At 43.0% G+C, this 17693-nt stretch carries 17 protein-coding genes; 6 read left to right on the forward strand and 11 right to left on the reverse strand.

Going from position 1 to position 17693, the window contains the following annotated elements; genetic code table 11:
• Positions 1-473: 473 nt before the first annotated feature.
• The 5 genes from crr to cysZ all read right to left on the reverse strand — a co-directional run bounded on the left by crr (position 474) and on the right by cysZ (position 5475).
• Entirely contained in the window at positions 474-983 is a 510-nt protein-coding gene (gene crr, locus A136_RS16325; protein ID WP_004737851.1) for a PTS glucose transporter subunit IIA, read from the reverse strand.
• 106 nt (positions 984-1089) lie between these two features.
• Positions 1090-2814, reverse strand: coding sequence for a phosphoenolpyruvate-protein phosphotransferase PtsI (ptsI, locus tag A136_RS16330; protein WP_017063391.1), 1725 nt, complete (start codon positions 2812-2814; stop codon positions 1090-1092).
• Positions 2815-2950: 136 nt separating this feature from the next.
• Positions 2951-3208, reverse strand: coding sequence for an HPr family phosphocarrier protein (locus A136_RS16335; RefSeq protein WP_004734263.1), 258 nt, complete (start codon positions 3206-3208; stop codon positions 2951-2953).
• Positions 3209-3510: 302 nt separating this feature from the next.
• Positions 3511-4479: a cysteine synthase A gene (gene cysK, locus A136_RS16340; RefSeq protein ID WP_017061934.1), complete on the reverse strand. Its 969-nt coding sequence runs from the start codon at positions 4477-4479 to the stop codon at positions 3511-3513.
• A 237-nt stretch (positions 4480-4716) separates the two neighbouring features.
• Positions 4717-5475 carry a sulfate transporter CysZ gene (gene cysZ, locus A136_RS16345; RefSeq protein WP_029235129.1) on the reverse strand — a complete coding sequence of 253 codons (759 nt, stop codon included), beginning with the start codon at positions 5473-5475 and terminating at the stop codon, positions 4717-4719.
• Positions 5476-5704: 229 nt separating this feature from the next.
• Between cysZ and zipA the strand changes: the two genes are divergently transcribed.
• From zipA to cueR, 5 genes are all read left to right on the forward strand, one after another.
• A complete protein-coding gene (zipA, locus tag A136_RS16350; RefSeq protein WP_017061932.1) occupies positions 5705-6748 on the forward strand; it encodes a cell division protein ZipA in 1044 nt (347 codons plus the stop codon).
• 92 nt (positions 6749-6840) lie between these two features.
• Complete coding sequence (gene ligA, locus A136_RS16355) at positions 6841-8853, forward strand: NAD-dependent DNA ligase LigA (protein ID WP_017063392.1); 2013 nt, start codon at positions 6841-6843, stop codon at positions 8851-8853.
• Between the two features lie 525 nt (positions 8854-9378).
• A complete protein-coding gene (locus tag A136_RS16360; protein WP_017063393.1) occupies positions 9379-10479 on the forward strand; it encodes a porin in 1101 nt (366 codons plus the stop codon).
• Between the two features lie 98 nt (positions 10480-10577).
• Complete coding sequence (locus A136_RS16365; protein ID WP_017063394.1) at positions 10578-11381, forward strand: DUF2057 family protein; 804 nt, start codon at positions 10578-10580, stop codon at positions 11379-11381.
• Between the two features lie 93 nt (positions 11382-11474).
• Entirely contained in the window at positions 11475-11867 is a 393-nt protein-coding gene (gene cueR / locus A136_RS16370; RefSeq protein ID WP_017061928.1) for a Cu(I)-responsive transcriptional regulator, read from the forward strand.
• A 76-nt stretch (positions 11868-11943) separates the two neighbouring features.
• Here cueR and A136_RS22370 read toward each other — a convergent pair whose 3' ends face one another.
• The 6 genes from A136_RS22370 to A136_RS16395 form a co-directional block, all read right to left on the reverse strand.
• Positions 11944-12123: a hypothetical protein gene (locus tag A136_RS22370; RefSeq protein ID WP_017061927.1), complete on the reverse strand. Its 180-nt coding sequence runs from the start codon at positions 12121-12123 to the stop codon at positions 11944-11946.
• 319 nt (positions 12124-12442) lie between these two features.
• Positions 12443-12892 (reverse strand): NfeD family protein, encoded by a 450-nt coding sequence (locus A136_RS16375; protein ID WP_017061926.1) that lies wholly within the window; start codon positions 12890-12892, stop codon positions 12443-12445.
• A gap of 3 nt (positions 12893-12895) precedes the next feature.
• Positions 12896-13825, reverse strand: a complete 930-nt coding sequence (locus tag A136_RS16380) for an SPFH domain-containing protein (RefSeq protein ID WP_017063395.1) — start codon at positions 13823-13825, stop codon at positions 12896-12898.
• A 197-nt stretch (positions 13826-14022) separates the two neighbouring features.
• Positions 14023-14877: a co-chaperone YbbN gene (locus tag A136_RS16385; protein WP_017061924.1), complete on the reverse strand. Its 855-nt coding sequence runs from the start codon at positions 14875-14877 to the stop codon at positions 14023-14025.
• A 396-nt stretch (positions 14878-15273) separates the two neighbouring features.
• Positions 15274-16101, reverse strand: a complete 828-nt coding sequence (locus A136_RS16390; protein ID WP_017063396.1) for an SDR family oxidoreductase — start codon at positions 16099-16101, stop codon at positions 15274-15276.
• A gap of 43 nt (positions 16102-16144) precedes the next feature.
• Entirely contained in the window at positions 16145-17059 is a 915-nt protein-coding gene (locus A136_RS16395) for a TIGR01777 family oxidoreductase (protein WP_017063397.1), read from the reverse strand.
• A 289-nt stretch (positions 17060-17348) separates the two neighbouring features.
• On the opposite strand from A136_RS16395, the gene A136_RS16400 reads away from it, so the two are divergent.
• On the forward strand, positions 17349-17693 hold a 345-nt coding region (locus A136_RS16400), incomplete at its 3' end, for a DUF1538 family protein (protein ID WP_017063398.1).

The following is a 17693-nucleotide window of genomic DNA, read 5'->3' on the forward strand; positions in this document are numbered from 1 at the left end:
TGTTGTTGAGACAAAGCGTTAACGTAAGGCTTCCACAAATTAGCTCGTGGTGAGAGATGAGCGCTAAACAGACCCAGCTTCGGCTGGGTTTTTTATTGCCTGAAATTTGGAGAAGAGAGGGGAGTTGTGGTGTTGGTAGTTGATTGGAAAGCGAGATTCCCTATCACGTTCGTGCCTCACTGTAGGGAATGACGGGAGTTGGGTATTGGTGACTCTATAGCTAACTGTATAGAAGAGGTCGGTTTGAGTAACAATCACTCAGGCTTAAACCATAGTGTTTAATCGTCATCCCAGAATCGAACCGAGCGAGATGTCAGGGATCTCTGTTCGTGAGAGGCCCAAAGAAGAAGGGGATTTGTAGTTGTTAGGTATAAGGCCAAAGCGGCTGGTAATCTGGCATTAGAACTATATAGCAGGCACAAAAAACGCCACCCTTAGGTAGCGTTTTAATTAAAGCAGATAAGTAATCGAGATTACTTAGTTACTTTAAGAACTGGAGTTTCGCCAACAGTTACAGAACCAGAAAGCTTGTTCAGCTCTTTGATTTCGTCCATGTTAGAGATAACAACTGGAGTAAGCGTAGATTTTGCTTTCTCTTCTAGAAGCGCTAGGTCGAAAGTGATGATAGTGTCACCAGCTTTAACAGATTGACCTTCTTCAGCTACACGAGTGAAGCCTTCGCCTTTAAGTTCAACAGTATCGATACCGAAGTGAACGAAAAGCTCAACACCGTCGTCAGACTCGATAGAGAATGCGTGGTTAGTTTCGAAGATCTTACCGATAGTACCGTTAACTGGAGCTACCATTTTGTCGCCAGCTGGTTTGATCGCGATGCCGTCACCAACGATTTTTTCAGCGAAAACTACATCTGGCACATCTTCGATGTTTACGATTTCACCAGAAAGAGGTGCGATGATTTCGATTGCACCAGCATCAGCGCTGTCATCAGATACAAGCTTTTTCAGTTTGTCAAACAGACCCATTGTGTCATGCTCCTAACGTTTAGTTTTATTCTGTAGAATATACTATACCAATCTAACAAATTAGACGACTATTTTTAGCCGTCTAACGTTATTAAGCGATTGGCGATTACTGAGTTTTCTCAGCGATGAACTTTTCTACGCAAGCTTCAATTTCAGCAGCTGTTGGTAGAGATAGTGCTTCGTCAGCCATAGCTTTAACTTCAGCGAAGTTAGAGTTACGGATTACTTTCTTAACTTTAGGGATAGAGATACCGCTCATAGAGAACTCATCTAGACCCATACCAAGAAGAAGTAGCGTTGCACGCTCATCACCAGCAAGCTCACCACACATACCAGTCCACTTACCTTCAGCGTGTGATGCGTCGATCACTTGCTTGATGACTGTAAGAACAGCAGGAGATAGTGGGTTGTATAGGTGAGAAATCATTTCGTTACCACGGTCTACCGCAAGAGTGTATTGCGTTAGGTCGTTAGTACCGATAGAGAAGAAAGATACTTCTTTCGCTAGGTGGTGTGCGATTGCAGCAGCTGCTGGAGTCTCAACCATTACGCCGATTTCGATTTCTTCATCGAAAGCTAGGCCTTCAGCGCGAAGTTCAACTTTGTACTCTTCGATTGCTTTTTTCAGTTCACGGATCTCTTCAACAGAAATGATCATTGGGAACATGATACGTAGTTTACCGTGTGCAGATGCACGTAAGATGCCACGTAGTTGGTCACGTAGGATTTCACGACGATCCAAGCTGATACGTACTGCACGCCAGCCTAGGAACGGGTTCATCTCTTGTGGAAGGTCCATGTATGGTAGGTCTTTGTCGCCACCGATATCCATAGTACGGATAATCACTGACTCGCCTTCCATTGCTTCTGCTACTTCTTTGTAAGCAACGTATTGCTCTTCTTCAGTAGGAAGCGCGTCACGGTCCATAAATAGGAATTCAGTACGGTACAGACCAACGCCTTCACCGCCGTTACGCAGGATGCCGTCACAGTCTTTTACTGTACCGATGTTGCCGCAAACTTCTACACGGTGACCGTCTAGAGTTTCAGCATGCAAATCTTTTAGTTTTGCTAGTTCAGCCGCTTCTGCTTCAAAATCTGCTTTGATTTTCTTAGCTTCTGCTAATTCAGCTTCAGAAGGGTTGATGATGATTTTGTTGTTCATCGCGTCTAGCACAAGCATGTCGCCGTTCTTAACTTGCTTAGTGATATCGTTAGTACCAACGATAGCTGGAAGCTCAAGAGAACGTGCCATGATTGAAGTATGAGATGTACGACCGCCGATGTCACAAGCGAAACCAAGAACGTAGTCTAGGTTGATTTGTGCAGTTTCAGATGGCGTTAGGTCGTAAGCTACTAGGATAACTTCTTCACTGATGTCTGATAGAGACACAATGTTGATGCCTAGAGCATTTTTAACGAAACGAGTACCGATATCGCGGATATCAGTTGCACGTTCTTTTAGGTACTCATCATCAAGAGATTCAAGCGCACAAGCTTGCTCTTCGATCACAGTGTGGATCGCGTTGTCTGCGTGCATTTTTTCTTTCTTGATGAGTGCTAAAATCTCTTCTTCTAGCTCTTCATCTTCAAGCAGCATGATGTGGCCTTCAAAGATTGCTTCTTTTTCTTCGCCAAAAGTTTCAAGTGCTTTTTGCTTAACAACTTCAAGTTGTTGAGAAGATTTGTTACGAGCGTCAAAGAAACGCTGTACTTCTGCTTCAACTTGGTCGTCAGAGATAGATTGAGTGTTTAGGACAATTTCATCTTCTTGAAGTAGTAGTGCTTTACCGAAAGCAATACCAGGAGATGCTAGGATGCCTGAAATCATAGCCTTACCTTAGTTGTTCAACTGTAAACGGGAGAGTGTGTGACTTTAAGTCGTCGACTAATGTCGCGCTTATTCCTATCTATTTCGAACAAAGCCACTTTGCTATGCAAAATGGCTTTGAAAGAAGGAGACCGTATTAGTGTAGTTGATCCATAAGAGCAACTAGGTGGTCTACTGCTTGCTGAGCTTGAGGACCTTCAGCTGAAATAGTAACGTTAGTACCTTTTACTAGGCCTAAAGTTTGTAGTTTGAACAGGCTTTTCGCGCTAGCGCTTTTGCCGTTAGAAGTCACTGTGATGTCAGCGTCGAAAGATTTTGCTTCTTTAACGAACTGTGCAGCTGGACGAGTGTGAAGACCGTTTTCTGCTGTGATTTCTACTTGCTTCTCGTACATTTTATATACCCCAATTAATTTATTTTTTGTAAGTTTGTAACCAGATTAGCTTAACTGCTTTAGCCCAAATGCGCTAGAGGCTAGTACGCCATGTTCGTGTTAGAACTTAGACTGGTTATAAATTTTTATCCAGCCATGGTCGTCTTTTGCTGAGTACTCATGACTTTCAGAATTTGTTTATTGCTTCTTTTATTTTGAAGCGAAAAATAAAACAGACCCGATATTACCAAAGGTGGGGCAGGGATCAACAAAAAAGCCCCTAAACGGGGCTTTTTTGGACGAAAAATTGATTTGACCACATATTATTGTTGGTTCTCTTTTTCCGTAAAGATGCCAGCAAATAGGGCTGTGCTTAGGTAACGCTCACCAGAGCTTGGTAGTACAGTAACGATAGTTTTTCCTGCAAATTCAGGTAGTTCGGCGATTCTGTTTGCTGCTACAACTGCCGCGCCAGATGAGATGCCTGCAAGAATACCTTCTTCTTTCATTAGGCGTTGAGCCATCTCAATCGCTTCTTCAGAAGTTACCGATTCAACACGGTCAATAATCTCTAAATCTAGGTTTCCAGGGATGAAACCTGCACCGATACCTTGAATTTTGTGTGGAGCTGGTTTGATTTCTTCACCGGCAAGTGCCTGTGCAATCACTGGAGACTCTGCTGGTTCAACCGCTACTGAAGTGATCGCTTTGCCTTTTTCACCTTTAATGTAACGACTTGTACCTGTGATAGTACCGCCCGTACCAACACCCGCTACAAACACGTCGATTTCGCCGTCTGTTGCTTCCCAAATTTCAGGACCAGTCGTTTGCTCGTGAATTTGTGGGTTGGCTGGGTTGTTGAACTGTTGAAGTAGTAGGTACTTGTCTGGGTCTGAAGCAACAATCTCTTCTGCTTTAGCAATCGCACCGTTCATACCTTTTGGTGCTTCAGTCAGCACTAGGTTTGCGCCAAGCGCTTTAAGCAGCTTACGACGTTCTAGGCTCATTGATTCAGGCATAGTTAGCGTTAGTTTGTAACCGCGTGCTGCTGCTACGAATGCAAGTGCAACACCTGTGTTACCACTGGTAGGTTCAACAAGCTCGATACCTGGCTTAAGCGTACCCGCTTTTTCTGCTTCCCAGATCATGTTTGAACCGATACGACATTTAACACTGAAGCTTGGGTTACGAGCTTCGATCTTAGCTAGGACGTTACCTTTGCTTACTTTGTTAAGGCGGACTAGAGGTGTGTTACCAATCGTTAGGGTGTTGTCTTCGTAGATCTTGCTCATGCGATATTCCTTCATTTAATGACAGAACTAAACGTAGTATATCAATCACTTTACCGTCTAGTGTCTTACGATGTTTATTCAGCTTGAATTTAGATTAAACAAGTTGAAAAAAAGGTAAAAGGATTAAAAAGTTATATCATATAGATATGTAGCAGAATTCACGCCTATCTTTATTGAAATCAGAACTTCAAAAAGATAGGCGAAACTAGGAAGTATAGGCGGGGTAATAGACGAGAATTATAGACGAGAACGCAGAGCTTGGTCTTTAAACTCAGCAACCCACATTGCCGTCGCGCCGCAAACGGCAACGGGCATTACGATCAGGTTTAGAATTGGAATTGTGGTGAACACAGAAACAAGCGCGCCAAAGCTGTAGCTCTTGCCTTGTTTTTGTTTCAAATTGTTTCTCATGTCATCAAATTTGATTTTATGGTTATCGAACGGGTAGTCGGCGTATTGAATCGCTAACATCCATGCTGTGAAAATGAACCATAAAAACGGAGCAACGGTTTGCCCTAGTGCTGGAATTAACAAAAGTAGGAATAAACCGATCGCTTTTGGCAGAATGTAGACAAGCTTGCGCCATTCTCTCGCTAATATACGTGGGGTATCTTTGAGGACATCAAGTAAACCATCGTCATTAACTTTTTTACCGCTCAACAACTCTTCAACTTTTTCCGCGAGTAAACCGTTGAACGGTGCGGCAATGAAGTTAGCGAGCGTGCTAAAGAAATACGAGAATGTGGCCAAGACGGTTAACACAAGTAATGGCCATAAAATGTATGACAACCACGACAAGAAACTTGGCAATGCACCAATCCAACCTTCAATCCAAGTGTTTAGGTTGGAGAAGATATAAAACAAGGCACCACCAACGAGTAACACGTTCGCGATAAGTGGCATTAGTACAAACTTACGAATGCTCGGTGATAAAGCGATTTTTATTCCGAAAATAAAATAGCCAAAGCCGGAGCGGGGAACAGATTCAATAGTCATATTTAAATTAGGTCACATGTGAATTTGGTTAAATAGCAAACATGTCTAGTGTACTCGACCGAAATTAAGAAAAAAAGCGTGGTGAAAATCACACCATGTAAGGAACTAATTGTATTAAGTTGTTCTAAAACAGTGGCTACTTTTGATAGAGTAGTGAGATTAGCCAAATTAACCCAACTTAGTGACAGCGTGTTTATAGCTAGTTGACTAAGAAAGCTGAGAGCGAAAAATGCAGGAATTGCGATTTGTACTCATTATTGTTGGCGCATTAGCTATCGCCGCATTATTGTTCCATGGTCTATGGACGAGTAAAAAAGAAGGGAAAGCAAAGTTTGGAGATAAGCCGCTCGGTAAGCTTGATAACGACAGCTTAGATGAAGCAGAAACTATTCCAAACCGTTCATTCGCCCCAGAAGATGATTTTGAGATAATCCGAAAAGAACGTAAAGAGCCGGATTTTGCTGTTTCACCCTCTGATACTGATCCGCTGATCGACTCAGATCCGCTAACAGCGCCACAAGCGAAAGAAGCTTACGAAGATGATATCGAATTAAATGATCTTCCTTCTTTCAGCGTAGAAGACCCAATTAAGGTTGAAAGTGAACCTGAAGTGATTGAGGAAGAGAAGGACGTTGAGCCTGAAGTTCCAAGCTTTGAGTTGACTGACGAGCAAAAAGAAAACCATGCCGGCTTTAAAGTGCAGTACGGTTCGTTTGAAGAGCCTTCTGAAACAGTTGATGAGCCAGTCGTTCCAAACGAAACGCTTACTCAAAGAGAGCCCGTTGTTGCGAAAGAAGTCGTGACTCCGCAAAGTGCGACTGTTGAAGAAGCAAAACCAGATGAAGAACTTGGTTTAGAAGTGATCGTTCTTAATGTTCACTGTGCTGGAGAGATCCCATTCGTTGGGACTGAACTTTTCCGCAGCATGGAGAACAACGGTTTAACTTATGGTGAGATGTCTATTTACCACTGCTTTGCACAATCTACAGATGCACCAAAGGTTATTTTCAGCGTTGCAAACATGATGCAGCCAGGAACGCTAGAACATGATGATCCTGCTGACTTCACGACTAAAGGTATTTCGTTCTTTATGACGTTGCCTTGTTATGGTCAAGCTGATCAAAACTTCAATGTGATGCTGAGTGCGGCGCAGAAAATTGCTGACGATATGGGCGGAAACGTGTTGGATGAGTCACGCAACTTAATGACACCAAACCGTTTATCTGACTACCGCAAGCAAATCAGAGACTTTATGACGGCATCGAATGCCTAGCCGTATTGTTTAGCCTTGTAAATAATCTATATTTATAGAAAAGGGCTCCTAAGGGAGCCCTTTTTGATATTTCAATCACGATAGAGAATGATATGAAAGAATCGATTCAAGTTACCTTAGAGCAGTTAAGAGAAACTCTGCATTATCACGCCGTTCGTTATTACGTAGAAGATAGCCCTGAGATCCCTGATGTCGAGTACGATCGATTAATGCAGCAATTGCTAAAGATCGAAGAAGAGAACCCGGAACTAGTGACGGTAGATTCTCCGAGCCAACGTGTTGGTGGTCAGCCTCTCGATGGTTTCACTCAAGTGACTCATGAGATCCCAATGCTTTCTCTGGACAATGCTTTCTCTGATGAAGATTTGGATGCGTTCAATAAGCGAATGTCTGATAGAGCGCCAACCGCTAACCTCAAGACTTTCTGTTGTGAACCTAAGCTTGATGGCCTTGCCGTTAGCCTACTCTATGTGAATGGTATTTTAGTTCAGGCTGCGACACGTGGTGACGGTGCGACGGGTGAAAACATCACTGAAAACGTGCGTACGATCAGCTCTATCCCACTTAAGTTACAAGGTGAAGGCTGGCCGCAGCGTATTGAAGTTCGTGGCGAAGTGTTTATGCCAAAAGCGGGTTTCGATAAGTTGAATGAGATGGCGTTGAAGAAAGGCGAGAAAGTATTTGTTAACCCACGTAATGCCGCCGCAGGTAGCCTGCGTCAGCTTGATTCTCGTATTACTGCGAAACGTCCGCTAGCTTTCTACGCATACAGTGTCGGTGTTGTACAAGGCGCTGAGCTATCAAATAGTCACTACCAACGCTTTTTACAGCTTAAAGGTTGGGGCTTACCTATGTGCCCCGAGACTAAGCAACTGAGCTCTCTCGAAGACGTGAAAGCCTATTACCAAGATATTATGACTCGTCGTGATGCTCTGGCTTACGAGATTGATGGCGTTGTTATCAAAGTCGACGATATCGCGGCTCAAGAAGTACTTGGCTTTGTTGCACGAGCGCCACGTTGGGCAATTGCTTATAAGTTCCCAGCTCAAGAAGAGATTACACTGCTCAATGACGTTGAATTTCAGGTGGGCCGTACTGGCGCTATTACGCCGGTTGCTAAACTTGAACCTATCTTCGTTGGTGGCGTGACAGTCAGCAATGCCACTTTACACAATGCCGATGAGATTGCGCGTTTAGGCGTGAAGGTAGGCGACAGCGTTATTATTCGCCGTGCAGGTGATGTTATTCCGCAAATTGTGGCTGTTGTACTAGATCGTCGCCCTGAAACGGCTAGAGACATTGTTTTCCCTGATGCTTGCCCAGTATGTAGTTCTGCGGTTGAGCGTGTAGAAGGTGAAGCTGTAGCGCGTTGTACTGGCGGTTTAGTCTGTCAGGCGCAGCGTAAAGAAGCACTTAAACACTTTGTTTCTAGAAAGGCGCTAGACGTTGATGGACTGGGCGTGAAAGTTATTGAGCAGCTTGTGGACCGTGAAATGGTCGAAACACCTGCTGATTTATTTAAGCTAAGTGCTGGCGTGATTACTGTTCTTGACCGAATGGGGCCTAAATCGGCACAGAACGTCGTGAGTGCGTTGAATAAAGCTAAAGACACGACGTTAGCGCGTTTCCTCTATTCACTCGGTATTCGTGAAGTCGGTGAGGCGACAGCGATGAACTTAGCGCAACACTTTAAGACGTTGGAACTGGTTCAAGCAGCTACTCATGAACAATTAGTTGAAGTGTCAGATATTGGTGACATCGTTGCTAGCCATATCACCAGCTTCTTCTCACAAGAGAAAAACAGAGCGGTCGTCGATCAGCTGATAGAGCTAGGTGTGAATTGGCCAATCATCAAAGAAGCTGCCGATGACCAAGAGCTACCATTAGAAGGTAAAGTCGTTGTGTTAACAGGCTCATTGTCGCAATTAGGTCGAAGTGAAGCTAAAGCTGCGTTACAAGCATTAGGTGCGAAAGTGACGGGTAGCGTATCGAAGAAAACGGACATCTTGTTTGCCGGTGAAGCTGCGGGTTCTAAATTAACTAAAGCACAAGATTTAGGTATCGAAATAAGAACAGAAGAAGATCTAATAGCCCTTATTTCGTAAGTAAATACAGATAAAAAAAGCTCAAAGGCACTCCTTTCAAGGGAGTGCCTTTTTTGTTTCTGATATAAAAATGAGGGCTTTTTAATTGTTGAGAATTTTGTTCCTATACGAACTCTAAAATCAGGACAGTGACGCTGCTCAACATTAATGAAATACCATTGTAGTTGTATCAAAAATGCGAGTCATATCTATTTTTACAAAGTGATAATTACCTCAAGTTGTTGAATTTATTGGTATTGATTTTGTTTTGGTGAGAATTTTTCTATTTATCGATCTGGATCACTAAGTACCTATTAAATTTGCACCAACTCATATTTTTTTAGATGAAAATTAAGTTCTCATTGATCTTTTTGAGGGCGAAGTTAGTCTTAATGCCATGGATGCACATGATGTGTATAACCAGAAAGGAAATAGAGAATTCAGGGTTTAGGGTTCTCAAACAAGAAAAGGTATTTCTCTCTACGGCGGCCAACTTTAGGCGGGGAATATTCAAACAGCTATATCCATTTTTAGGAGTTTTATTCCATGGAAAACAAAATTTTCAAACGTACTCTACTAGGTGCATCCGTTGCACTTTTATCGACAGGCGTAATGGCGAAAGAAGTTGGTATCAACTCTGATTTCAACGTTGACGTATACGGTGTTGCAGCTATCTCTCTAGTTAACTACAACACAACTGACAACAACGACTCTAGTACTGGTTACGCTGTAGAGAATGAATCTCGTATCGGCTTCCGTGCTCATAAAGAGATGTTTGATGACGTATTAATCACAATGCAGATTGAATCTGGCTACGTAGATAGCACAGATTGGGGTCATGGCGGCGTTTCAGGCGGTGTGCTTGGTTTCCGTGATACGTTCGTTGGTGCTTCTGGCTCTTGGGGTAACCTGCGTGTGGGTCGTGTTCTTACTCCACTATACGAAATCGTCGACTGGCCATTCTCTAACCCTGGTCTAGGTTCTGTATTCGATTGGGGCGGCATCAACGGTCACTACGATCGTCAATCTAACCAAGTTCGTTACGATTCAGCTAAATTTGGCGGTTTCTCTTTTGCAGCTTCTGTTGGTCGTGACGATAACGACAACGGTGGTGGTGCAGCAACTCGTGACGCAAACTTTGTTGGCGCAAGTGCTAAGTACAGCTTCGAGAAAGTAACATTAATGGGTGCGGTTGAATCTGGTACTCGTGTCGTTGCCGCGTCTGGTGGTGATTGGTCTTTTGATGAAAACGGTAACCCAGAACAGGCTCCTGAAGTAGCTGGTTACGATGATGATACATTCGCATACATTGTTGGTTTCGAAGCTAGCCTACCAGCAGGTTTCGGTTTCGCTGCAGCATATAAAGGCGAAGAGCTAGATAACAGCATCCGCAAAGTAACTCAAGATTCTTACTCTATCATCGGTCAATACTGGAATGGTCCAATCGGTTTCAAACTAGGCTACGCAGCTAACCTTGAGTCTGAAACAAACGGTAAGAAAGACGCTAACTCAGACAGCAACACTATTTCTGGTCAGTTAATGGCTGTTCATAAGGGTTTCGTACCTTACCTACGTGTAGCGGGTCGTACTGTTGGTGACGCTGATACAGATATCGTAACTCGCGTTGGTCTTGAATACGGTTTCTAAGCTAGAATCTTTAGCTTAAACAGTTAGATAAAAATCAAAACGCTGGTAAATTTTGTTTGCCAGCGTTTTTCCATAGTGAACATAAGGAATTAGTCATAATGAATAAAGTTAGTGTAGTCGTATTATCATTATTTTTGGGAGCTTGTAGTTCACTCGATTCACAAAGTAATTTTGCAGACTCAGTTGCTGATGTACAGCCAAAAGGTGGCTACATTCAAGTGACTGGGCAATCTTATGTAGCGGAAAGTAAAGCGAATGTCGGGGCAGACATCCTGAAATCGTCACTCTACTTTACATACAACAAAGAAATAACGCAGAATTCGGCTCCAGAATCTTCCATTACCATGGATGTAAGCTATTTCCAGAGCTATAAAGAATACGAAACCGTTAGCTTTTTTGGTAAGACGATAGACCTTGAAGAGAGACAACTTCCAAGAGAGAGCTGCAGCGAACACTGCACAAAGACTCAGTATATTAAATTTCCATTGAGCGAAGCTGACATCCAGCAAGCAAGAAAAAAGAATTTAGAATTTACACTTGATGGACAAAACTCAGTGATGAGTACAACTTTCATTGTGCCGAAAGCGTATATCGACACAATTTATAACGGTGCAAATAATCATACGGCTATCGCTGTTGCTCCGGTTGCGGTACCTGTTGCGGCTGTAGTTGCTGAAGAACCAAAAGCGTCTCAAGCTCAAGAGATGGTTAATTACTGGTATGGTCAAGCGACAAAAGAAGAGCAAGCTGCTGTGACTGATTGGGCATTCAAGAATCGTAAAAACGCTACCCCAACATCACTAGAAGGCTCAAAAGAAATCGAAATGGTTTCATATTGGTTCAATAAGCTAAACAGCGAAGAAAAATCTCAAACTATGATTTGGCTATTAGAGCAAGAGTAGGCTTCTAACGTAAGTCTCTAGCTATGTTTTTCAACCGCAGTATTGTATAACAGCAGTACTGCGGTTTTTCATTTTAGGCTTACAGGTAAGATTGTGAATATTGGTGAAGTAGCGAAGCGTGTTGGTACAACAGCGAAATCCATTCGTTTTTACGAAAGTAAAGGCATGATGAGCCCACCGCACCGATCAGAAAATGGTTACAGGCAATATGGCGAGATTCATATCGAACAGTTAGAGTTCGTTTTGAGAGCTAAAATGGTTGGTTTCACTCTCGATGAGTGTAAGTCATTGGTTGAGTTGGCAATGAATCCCAACAGACAAAGCTACGAAGTAAAGAAGAAGGCTACTCAGAAGTTAGATGAAATAGAGTTGAAGCTTGCGGAGTTAAACAAGATGAAGGTGCAGCTACAATCTTGGGTACATGACTGCCCTGGAGATACTTCAACGGAATGTCCTATCTTGAATAATCTATCTGGCCGCAGTTAGGTTATTCCAGTTCTAAATAATCGTCAGGCAGCAATTTCATTACTAGCCTGACTTTAATCACCTATCACAGCACCTATCACAGCACCTTTCCGCCGTAATGTTTACAGATCAACAGTGGTACATGAGTGACTGCGTTACCATCTGAACACTTAACGATAGGCCCCATGTTTCCGTTACCAGGAGACTGACTGCTCGCTAGAGCGCTTCCAAATGACAAGCTGAAAATAGCCGTTAGAATTATTAAAAAATGTCTCATACAAACTCCATTAGGTTTATCTCTAATTGAGATAATTGAAAGTATGGACAAGGAAAAGAAAATTTCAAAAATTGGACGGACTTAACATTTTTAATAATTATAAATAAGCGAGAGTAAGGTTAACTATTCATATATATATTGGGTAAGAAATCTGGCTTTCTTATACCTTTTTAGCTCAATCAAACTTTTTAGCTTTACGAAATAAGAACTTATTTTTTTTTCAATTCAATCTATCGCAATGATAATTCGAATATTATTAAGGTTCAAAAATAGAAAAAGCCTGCATTTATTGAAAATGCAGGCTTCATATAGCTCTTGTTTATAAAGGTTCTATTATTAGAACGATTCCGTCTAAAGCGACAATCTTAATTTCGGTTCCAGATGGAATATCTTGACTGGCCTTTGCTGACCAAGAAGAGTCACCGAACTTAATTCGACAGCTACCTTTCTTTACGTCTTCACTTAAAATAACGGTTTGACCTACCAATTGCTTTTCTCTTTGGTTTAACTCTCGCCCTGCATCCGATTGCTTGTCATTCGAGAGTTGTCTTCTCCACCACAACCAAGTGGTAATAAGAGAGAAGCTAGCAAAGGACAGCCATTGCATCTGCCAACCAATTGGTAATGCTCCTAATAGGGCACCGACCAGCATGGCAGATATGCCTATCCATAAAAAGTAACCAGCGGTTCCAATTAGCTCAAGCGCTAACAATGCTAGACCAAACGCTAACCAATGCCAGTGGTTTACTTGTTCTAGTAATTCGACCATAAGTTAGTCCTTACTACCTTTGTCATTCTTATGTGCAAACATCTCCGCGATACCCGCTACAGAACCCATAAGGCCAGTTGCTTCGAGTGGTAGCATGATGATCTTGCCGTTTTCTGCTTGACCAATTGATTTCAGTGCGTCGGTGTAGCCTTGTGCAATGAAGTAATTGACCGCTTGCATGTCACCTTGAGCAATTGCCGTTGATACCATTTCTGTCGCTTTAGCTTCTGCTTCTGCGGCACGCTCACGGGCTTCTGCTTGCAATATTGCCGCTTGCTTCTCACCTTCTGCTTTCAGGATCTCTGATTGCTTGTGGCCTTCTGCTTTCAAGATCTCAGCTTGTCGTACACCTTCTGCTTCTAAGATATCAGCACGTTTATTACGCTCGGCTTTCATCTGGGCATTCATCGCAGCAGTAAGGTCTGCTGGTGGCTGTACGTCTTTAATTTCGATACGGGTGACTTTTACGCCCCAAGGGTTTGTCGCTTCATCAACGATGTTCAGTAGCTTGGTATTGATCATGTCACGCTGACTCAGCATCTCATCCAGTTCCATCGAGCCAAGCACAGTACGGATATTGGTGAGGGTTAAGTTACGGATCGCATGTTCAAGGTCATTCACTTCATAAGCTGCCTTAGGCGCGTCGATAACTTGAACAAAACAAACCGCATCGATAACCACATTTGCATTATCTTTGGAGATGACTTCTTGTGCTGGGATGTCGAGAACACGCTCCATCATGCTGATGCGCTGTCCAACTTTATCAATAAATGGAATGATTAAGTTAAGACCCGGTTTAAGGGTGTGTGTGTATCGCCCGAAGCGTTCAACGGTCCAGTTGTTGCCTTGTGGAACGGTTTTTACGCCAGCGAAGATAAATAACAGTGCGACGGCAGTAAAGACGCCGATAGTAATCAAGGTATCAATAGGCATACAAAATCCTTTGCAAGTTTGAGTTTTTGATAGTTCAGTATTGATACTGGCTCATATTTAAATTCTGAGCAAATTTATAAACGAGAAATGGGCCATAAATTATTGATTTTATGGCCCATTTTACATTCTATTATGCGATAAACTAATTGATTGAATTGTCAATTTTCGATGTTTAATCTACGGCTTTTTAGGTTTAACTAGTAAAGCAGAGAGTACAGTTGTCGACGGTACTTACTGGCAACTGGGTTACCTTGTCCAAGCGCACTCAAGATGTCCATGAACTCTTTCTTCATGTCACCATCGAGAGCATTAAGATCTTTGGCTAGGAAAGACCATAATAGATCCATAGCTTCTTCACTGCGGTTCACTTGGTGATATTGCAATGCTAATTCAGATGCTGTTTTAGCGTCGCTCGGATTTTGCTGAAGAGCTGCTTCTAATGCTTGTATTTCAGGGCTGTCTGCTGCTTGTTTATGAAGTTCAAGCTTTGCAACTAAGCCTTTGTAGTAGTTGTCTTGGTACTCAAGAGGGATAGTTGCTAGCTGAGTTTCAGCAAGGTCAAATTGTTGCGTTTCTAACAAACACTCTGCGATCGCCAGTTTTACTTCACCTTTATTCGTCAGCTCTGCTGGAAGTTGCTGCATTGCTGCTAGTGCCTGTGTGTGCTCGCCAGCTTGCATTTGCTCAAGAGCCTGACGCAAAGCAAGTTCATCTTGGCTAGGAAGGTGTTTGCTGAGCATATCGACAATAGCTTCTATGCTTTGAGGGCCACCGAGCCCATCGACTGGCTGACCATTAACAAACAGTGCAATAGTGGGCAGTGCTTGAACACCAAACTGGCTAGCAATAGCTTGCTCTTGTTCGCAATTGAGCAGGGCTAAGGTGAAGGCACCGTTGTATTGCTGAGTTAAAGTTTGCAGTTCAGGAATGACTTGGGCGCTCTCTTGGCTCATTGGTGCCCAAAAATGGATGAGTACAGGGGTCTGCATCGAACCTTCTAATACTTGACGAAAGTTCTGCTCATTAAGTTCAACAATATGCGGAGATTGCATTTACGTTCCTTGAGGTTTGTTTTGTGGATACGTTGCAAATATGGGGGGGTTAGTCGGTAACTTCAAGATCTAACTCGGTTATCTCGGATAAAAAGAACCAAAAATAGAAAAACGCTATGCTTCGATGTTGATAGAGTTGTTATCTCAACATGGAAGGCATAGCGTTATCATCGAGGTAGTCAGTGAGGCGTTGCGTGAGATACTCAAAACAGTATAAACAGCGTAATTGCCAGACCCACACCTACCCAATTAAGGCGGTTTAAAGTCATGAGATTTCCAGAGTAGAACCATCAATTGGGAATAACTGATGGGATAGGATAATCATGACATCTTATTGTTACGGAAAAATTACATCGTTACATTAAAGTTTGCGACTCTGCATTCAAAGTTAGTAATTTATGCAGCTTTTCTCAAAATAGGGTCTAGCAAGCGACTCGGTAGAATCCTTTTCAATACCGCGAACACTTTAGTCGGGGTCGTAACTCGGTATCTTAGCTTGGGTTTGTCGGCGGTGAGAGCATGGAATACCGGCTCAATACAACTTTCTGGAGGCAGGACAAAAGCGTTATTCGATGATTCTTTTTCGAGTCGATCTTTTTGTTGTTGGTAAGCGTCTTGGTGGGCGCTGCCAGAAATGTTGATCCATTTATTGAACGTTTTCAAGGCATTGGTTCTAAATTGAGTCTCAATTGGCCCTGGTTGCAGTAATGAGATCTGTATACCGCTGCCATGCAGTTCTAATCGTAAGGTATCTGTCCAACCCTCAATCGCGAATTTAGAAGCATTATAAGCACCACGATACTTCATGGCTGCAAAACCTAATACGGAACTGTTTTGTACGATTCGACCTTCGCCACGCTCGCGCATGTGCGGAAGGATCTGACAGACGAGATGATGCCAACCAAAGAAGTTGGTTTCGAATTGTTCTCTGAGTCCTTGGGTCGGTAAGTCTTCTAGCGCACCTGCTTGACCGTAAGCACCGTTATTGAATAATCCATACAATCCATTAGGTGCGAGATCAATAGCAAGCTTGGCGCCATGCTCAATACTTTCTTGGTTGGAAAGATCTAATTGAATACAGGTGAGGCCTTCATCTTGAAGGCGTTGAACATCTTGTGGATCACGACAAGATGCAATGACATGAAAACCACGCTTTTGAAGTGCATGAGCACATGTATAGCCAATACCTGTTGAGCAACCGGTAATCAGAATCGACTTGTTCACACTTAATCCTTTATTAGAGTCTCTATCGCTCTAGGGTAAAGAATTAGTCTTGATGTTGTAACAAGTTTTTTAGTGCTGGCTCGATTCTTGAGTAACTAAAGATGAATCCCATCTCAGTGAGTTTCTTCGGCTTGGAGCGAATGCTGTCAAATAGCAAACAAGATGATTCCCCCATGAGAATCGACATCGCCCATTTCGGCGTGAATAAGAAATGCGGTCGGCCTAATTGTTTAGCTAACGTGCTGCTGAACAGTTTGTTGGTCACAGGGTGAGGAGCACACATATTGAATTCCCCTTGAGCGTGAGGGATAGACAACAAGTGATTGATGGCTCTCACCATATCGAGAATGTGAATCCATGGCATGTACTGGTCACCTGAACCTAGTGGACCACCGACGCCGAGTTTATAAGGCAATAGCATCTTCTTGAGTGCGCCGCCATTCTCGCCAAGTACAACCCCTGTTCGCAGTAGTATCACGCGTGTGCTTTCTGATTGTGCTCTCTTGGCTATCTCTTCCCAGTGGGCACAGACTTTATGAGGAAAGCTTTCATCTTCTACTTGCAGTGACTCGTCAAACGGGTGCTGCTGTTGATCGCCATAGTAACCCACGGCTGAACCGCTAATAAAAGCGTGTGGCGGGTTGCTACTGGCATGAATTAATTCGACCAGCTTTTCAGTGATGTGCCAGCGGCTGTTACAGATCCTCTCTTTTTGTTCTGTACTCCAACGCTTATCGGCAATCGGCTCACCCGCGAGGTTGACCACCACATCAAAGTCATTGAGATCACTGAGCTCATCAAGGGATTGAATGTAATGAAGGTTGTTCTGGTTGAGGTGATTTAGGTTTTGCTTCGCATTTTCAGGACTCCGCGTCAGCAATGTCACGTCGTCAGTGTTCCAACTCTTGACCAATTCAGAGCCAATAAATCCAGTACCACCCGTTAACAATATCTTCATACCAATCTCCCTATTAAACATAATTATAGACATGGCTTGTTTTTAGTCGCCAATCAATACGAAAAAATCACTATAACGATCATAAGGTTTCAATCGTGTGATGCCCAAATTACGCCTTTTTCAATTTACAAATGAGTGAAATTAAATTCATCAAGTCAGGATGTGTACCGTCATCACACTTATGCACTTTACTCGGATATGTTACCAACTGCGTAATATTTGTCACATAAGCAATGATAAGGATTTGCCATGATTATTATTAATTCATAATCAGCGACAAGGAATTGCGATGACGGCGGTGCTTGCTTTGTTTCGATCCATGTTAGGTAGCCTGAGGGATCTATTGCCAATCGTGGCGGTAATCGCTTTCTTCCAGCTTGCTGTCTTACAAGAGCCACTTCCTCATCTTTTATCTATTCTGACTGGCTTAGTGCTCGTCGTTTTTGGACTCACTTTCTTTATCTTTGGCCTTGAAATGGGGTTGTTTCCAATTGGCGAATCGATGGCTCAAGCATTTGCCAGAAAGGGGAGTGTGTTCTGGTTATTGATCTTCGCTTTTTGTTTGGGTTTTGGTACCACCATAGCCGAGCCAGCGTTAACCGCAGTCGCTGCCGAAGCCGCAGAAGTGGCAGGG

Source organism: Vibrio crassostreae 9ZC13 (assembly GCF_000272045.2).
Classification (GTDB): domain Bacteria; phylum Pseudomonadota; class Gammaproteobacteria; order Enterobacterales; family Vibrionaceae; genus Vibrio; species Vibrio crassostreae_C.

Coding starts and splice junctions, on each gene's coding strand:
- crr (WP_004737851.1), bottom strand. CDS start 983: ATGGGTCTGTTTGACAAACTGAAAAAGCTTGTATCTGATGACAGCGCT.
- ptsI (WP_017063391.1), bottom strand. CDS start 2,814: ATGATTTCAGGCATCCTAGCATCTCCTGGTATTGCTTTCGGTAAAGCA.
- A136_RS16335 (WP_004734263.1), bottom strand. CDS start 3,208: ATGTACGAGAAGCAAGTAGAAATCACAGCAGAAAACGGTCTTCACACT.
- cysK (WP_017061934.1), bottom strand. CDS start 4,479: ATGAGCAAGATCTACGAAGACAACACCCTAACGATTGGTAACACACCT.
- cysZ (WP_029235129.1), bottom strand. CDS start 5,475: ATGACTATTGAATCTGTTCCCCGCTCCGGCTTTGGCTATTTTATTTTC.
- zipA (WP_017061932.1), top strand. CDS start 5,705: ATGCAGGAATTGCGATTTGTACTCATTATTGTTGGCGCATTAGCTATC.
- ligA (WP_017063392.1), top strand. CDS start 6,841: ATGAAAGAATCGATTCAAGTTACCTTAGAGCAGTTAAGAGAAACTCTG.
- A136_RS16360 (WP_017063393.1), top strand. CDS start 9,379: ATGGAAAACAAAATTTTCAAACGTACTCTACTAGGTGCATCCGTTGCA.
- A136_RS16365 (WP_017063394.1), top strand. CDS start 10,578: ATGAATAAAGTTAGTGTAGTCGTATTATCATTATTTTTGGGAGCTTGT.
- A136_RS22370 (WP_017061927.1), bottom strand. CDS start 12,123: ATGAGACATTTTTTAATAATTCTAACGGCTATTTTCAGCTTGTCATTT.
- A136_RS16375 (WP_017061926.1), bottom strand. CDS start 12,892: ATGGTCGAATTACTAGAACAAGTAAACCACTGGCATTGGTTAGCGTTT.
- A136_RS16380 (WP_017063395.1), bottom strand. CDS start 13,825: ATGCCTATTGATACCTTGATTACTATCGGCGTCTTTACTGCCGTCGCA.
- A136_RS16385 (WP_017061924.1), bottom strand. CDS start 14,877: ATGCAATCTCCGCATATTGTTGAACTTAATGAGCAGAACTTTCGTCAA.
- A136_RS16395 (WP_017063397.1), bottom strand. CDS start 17,059: ATGAAGATATTGTTAACGGGTGGTACTGGATTTATTGGCTCTGAATTG.